The sequence below is a fragment of the Streptomyces sp. NPDC056527 genome (genome assembly GCF_042794475.1).
Taxonomy (GTDB): Bacteria; Actinomycetota; Actinomycetes; order Streptomycetales; family Streptomycetaceae; genus Streptomyces.
On the sequence record NZ_JBHTTQ010000209.1, the window covers coordinates 1 to 4325 of the forward strand.

A 4325-nucleotide genomic window follows, 5' to 3' on the forward strand; every position below is an offset into this window, starting at 1 on the left:
GCCCCCCACTTGTCCAGGGCGGCCTTGTAGGTGCCGTCCTTGATGATCGCGTCCACGGCTTCCTTGAGCGCGTCACGCAGACCGCTGTTCTTCTTGTCGACCGCGATTCCGAAGGGGCCGGCCTCGATCTGGTTGCCGACGATCTCGAAGGCGTTCCCTCCGTCGGCCTTGAGCGACAGGTCGAGGGCCACCGGGTAGTCGTTGACTCCCGCGGCGGCGCCACCCGCCTTCACACGGGTCTGGGCCTCGGCATCGGTCGGGAACGCCTCGATCTGGATGGCCGGCTTCCCCGCCGCCTGGCACGCCTTCGACTGCGTCTTGGCGACGTTCTCGAAGGTCGTTCCTCGCTGTACGGCGGCCTTCTTCCCGCAGAGGTCCGCTATGGACTTGATGTGGTGCGGGTTGCCCTTCTGGACGTACACGACGGAGCCCGCGACGAAGTAGTCGACGAAGTCCACGCCGTTGCCGGTCTTCTGGCCCTTGCCGTCCAGACCGTCCTGACGCGCCTTGGTGTCGGTCATCGACGACATGACGATGTCCTGCCGCCCGGAGTTGAGGGAGGTGATGAGGCTGTCGAACGTACCGCTGGTGAAGACGAACTTGACGCCGAGCTGCTTGCCGAGAGCGTCGGCGATGTCCGGGTCGACGCCGACGATCTTGCCGTTCTCGATGAATTCCATCGGGGCGTACGCGGCGTCCGTACCGACCTTGATGACGCCGGCGTCCTGGTACTTCTTCGGGAGTTCGGCGAACAGGGGGGCGTCGCTCCGTGCGCCACCGGCCTGGATGCCACCGGAGTTCTGGCCGGTGGCGGTCTGGTCGCCGCAGGCGCCCAGCAGCAGCGTGGCTGTCGTCGCGGCCACGGCAGCGGCGATCGCCTGACGGATCGGAATGCGTGCGGGCATGGGCGTGCTCTCTCTCGGGGGTGGGTGTGGTGTGAAGAAGGCCGGGACGGGGCCCGGTGGCTCGGTCGGGCCGGTGGCCGTGCCCGGGGTCCCGGTCGGTCGGGGCGTTCCCGGTGGCTCGGGTCGGCCGGGTCGTGCGCGATGGCTCACCGGCGAGGTCGCGACCCGGCAGGTGGTTCTCGGCCTGGCAGTTGGTCCGAGCCCGGCAGGTGGTTCGGGCCCGGCAGGTGGTCCGGGCCCGCCGAGGGGTCGGCGGGGTCGTCCCCGGTGGCTCAGTCGACGACGCGTAGCCGGGTGACGCCCAGGTCGAGCGCCCCTCGGACGTGGCCGTTCGGTGCGGTCGCGGTCTGCTGAAGGAACCGGACGACCTCGGCTGTGATGACCTCGCCCGGAAGGACGTTGGGGATGCCGGGCGGGTACGCGGCCAGAGTGTCCGCGGAGATCCGTCCGACGGCCTGCTCCGCGGGCAGTACCCGGGTCGGGCTCAGGAACGCCTCGCGGGCGGTGAGCTTCGCGGGTCCGGGAGCCGGCAGGTGCAGCATGGCCGCATGTTCGGCATCGGCTCCCGTGAGCGGGGAGGGCAGGGTGTGGAGCGCTTCGAGGAACCGGTCGGTGTCGGGGACGAACCCCGAGCCGATCACGGCGACGATCGCCGCGTCGGTCGCCACTTCGACCATGATCTGGTGGTCCAGGAAGAGCAGCCGCCTGGCTTCGTGTCCCGAGATCCCGCCGGCCCTGGTGTCGAGCGCGATCCGCAGGGGATCGGCGCGGACGATGTCGGGGAAGGCGTGGAAACCGTCGCTCACGACCCCGAAGCGGCCCAGCGCGCGCACGACGCCCCGCACCCTGTCCGCCGACTCGACCGACCCCGCCGTCGCGTCGGCGTCGGTGACCAGGCTCCTGCGGGCGAGATCCAGCGACGCGGTCAGCAGGGCACTCGCGCTCGTGGACTGCACCAGCCGGAACGCCCGGTCCACCAGCGGTTCGAGGCGGTCCGCGAACGGGCCTTCGGCCACGTGCAGCATGGCCGACTGCGTCAGACTGCCGCCCAGCTTGTGCGTACTCGACGTCACCATGTCCGCGCCCGAGGAGAGCGCACCCGCGGGAAGCGCGGGGTGGAATCCGAAGTGGGAACCCCATGCCTCGTCGACGATGAGGGGAACGCCCGCGGCATGGGCGGTGTCCGCGATCGCGCGCACGTCGGCGACCGCGCCGAAGTAGCTCGGGGAGACGATGTACACGGCGGCCGCGTCCGGCGTCCGCTCCAGAGCCGCCGCCACGTCCGTGGCGGTCACGCCGTGGGCGATGCCCTGCTCGGGGTCGACGGAAGGCTGGACGAAGACCGCGTCCATGCCCGAGAGGACCAGCCCGTCGATCACGCTGGAGTGCACACTGCGCTGCACGACGAGCGTCCGGCCCAGCGCGGGGGCCACCATCGAGGCGATCTGGTTGCCCTGCGAAGCGCCGTTGGTCAGGAACCAGGTGCGCCGGGCGCCCCAGGCTTCGGCGGCCAGGGCCCGCGCCTTGTCGAGCGGAGTGTCCGGGCCGAGGTCGATACCGTCGAGCAGCGGCGGGAAGTCCAGGGCGGCGATCCGCGAACCGAAGTACCCGGCGAGGTCGGATCCGGGGGCTGCGGAATGGCCGGGGACGTTCAGCCTCAGCCAGTCACGTCCCGCATGGGCGAGCACCGCCTCGGCGTAGGGGGCGGACAGCTGGCCGGAGCCGGGATCAGCGGGGGAGGGGGTGCGGTGATCGGTCGTTCGCGTGTTCACCCCGGGAGCGTGACATGGCTCCAGTCATTGAGGAACGGTGGACTTTTCGTGACCCCTCCATAGGATCTCTATATGCTCGACGTGAGACATCTCCAGGTACTCCGCTCCATCGCGCAGGAGGGTTCGCTCGCCGCCGCCGGACGCGCGCTGCACTACAGCCAGCCCACGATCACCCACCACCTGGCATCCCTGGAAACGCACTTCAACGCCCAGCTCGTCCAGCGGGGACCGCGAGGCGCCACCCTGACCGAGCTCGGCGAAGCCCTGCTGCCGCATGCCGAGGCCGTACTCGAGCGCCTGCGTCACGCCGAGCTGGAGGTGCGGAACCTCGCCGAGCGCGGGATGCGCACCATCCACATCGGTACGTTTCCCACTGCTGGGGCCCTGCTGCTGGCGCCGGCAGTCAAGCGCCTCCATCAGCAGGGCGTCCACATCTCGCTCACCGAAGGCGAACTCCCCCTGCTCCTGCGCGGGTTGCGTGCAAGGGAGCTACAGGCCGCTCTCGTCTTCTCCCAGCCCGGGGACCGCCTGAACCTCGAGGAGGAGGTCGAGGTCCACCCGCTGCTGTCCGATCCGCTCCTCCTGGTCATGCCGCGGGACCACCCGTGCGCGTCGCTGGACCAGGTTCCTCTCGCCGAGCTGCGCGACACCACATGGGTGGGCGCCGCCGACCCGCACGACCCGTGCGACCGCGTGCTGGCATGGGCGTGCGGCCGGGAGGGCTTCGAGCCCCTGCATGCGATGCGCACCGACGACTACGCGGTGGTCCAGGGCCTCGTGGCGGCCGGGACGGGCGTGGCACTCGTCCCCCGACTCGCCCTGGGCGCGCCCCGCCCCGACCTGGTCGCACGCCCCCTGGCCGGCCCGGTCCTCGCCCGGGAGATCAGCGTCGCCGTACTCCGCTCGACCTCGGCGACCGCCGCCCAGGAACTGATCGCGGCCCTACTGGAACAGGCGGCCCTGATCACGACCCGCTGGTCCACGACCTGACGACGAGGTCGGGCCGGTGTCGGCCGTCCGGAACCTCGACCGCGCGCTCGTGGACGAGGTCGCTCGGATCATCGCGGCCGCCCCCGTCGCTATCGTTCCCCCGTGACTGGCTCTGCGCAGCGGCCGCTGCTGTTTCTCGATGTCGATGGACCGCTCATCCCGTTCGGCGCGGCGTCCGGGCGGTATCCGACGTATGCCACAGCGGTCGATCCGCTTGACGCCGGTGCGAATCCGCTCCTGAGCAGGATCGATCCCGACCACGGGCGTCGGCTGGCGGCGTTGCCGTGTGAGGTGGTCTGGGCCACGACGTGGATGGGTGACGCGAACGAGTGCATCTGCCCCATCATCGGTCTGCCGCAGCTTGCCGTGGTGGTCTGGCCTGAGCCGTCCGCGTCCGATGCGCAGGACGAGCGGAGCGGACTGCACTGGAAGACCCGCCCCCTCGTCCGATGGGCGTCGGGGCGCCCGTTCGTCTGGGTCGACGACGAGATCACCGAAACCGACCGAGCCTGGGTCGCCGCCCATCACCACGGACGCGCCCTGCTCCATCGCGTGGATCCGCGCCGTGGTCTCACCGATGGCGACTACGCGATTCTCGACTCATGGCTGCGGCAGCCCTCCTGAGGCGAGAACGACAACGAGTCTTAGAGTTTTTATC

General features: G+C 70.4%; 4 protein-coding genes. 2 read left to right on the top strand and 2 right to left on the bottom strand.

Features of this window, described 5'->3' with window-relative positions:
- Positions 1-905, bottom strand: a 905-nt coding sequence (locus tag ACFQ7Q_RS37700; protein WP_383563653.1) for an ABC transporter substrate-binding protein, incomplete at its 3' end; no start/stop codon positions are given.
- 272 nt (positions 906-1177) lie between these two features.
- Positions 1178-2677 (bottom strand): aminotransferase class I/II-fold pyridoxal phosphate-dependent enzyme, encoded by a 1500-nt coding sequence (locus tag ACFQ7Q_RS37705; RefSeq protein WP_383563656.1) that lies wholly within the window; start codon positions 2675-2677, stop codon positions 1178-1180.
- Positions 2678-2749: 72 nt separating this feature from the next.
- Here ACFQ7Q_RS37705 and ACFQ7Q_RS37710 point away from each other — a divergent pair, with 72 nt between their 5' ends.
- Both ACFQ7Q_RS37710 and ACFQ7Q_RS37715 read left to right on the top strand, forming a co-directional pair.
- A complete protein-coding gene (locus ACFQ7Q_RS37710) occupies positions 2750-3667 on the top strand; it encodes a LysR family transcriptional regulator (RefSeq protein ID WP_383563659.1) in 918 nt (305 codons plus the stop codon).
- Between the two features lie 102 nt (positions 3668-3769).
- Positions 3770-4291, top strand: coding sequence for an HAD domain-containing protein (locus tag ACFQ7Q_RS37715; protein WP_383563661.1), 522 nt, complete (start codon positions 3770-3772; stop codon positions 4289-4291).
- Positions 4292-4325: the final 34 nt, after the last annotated feature.

Excerpts from the sequence above, each read along its gene's own strand:
- ACFQ7Q_RS37710 (WP_383563659.1), top strand. The coding sequence starts at position 2,750 with ATGCTCGACGTGAGACATCTCCAGGTACTCCGCTCCATCGCGCAGGAG.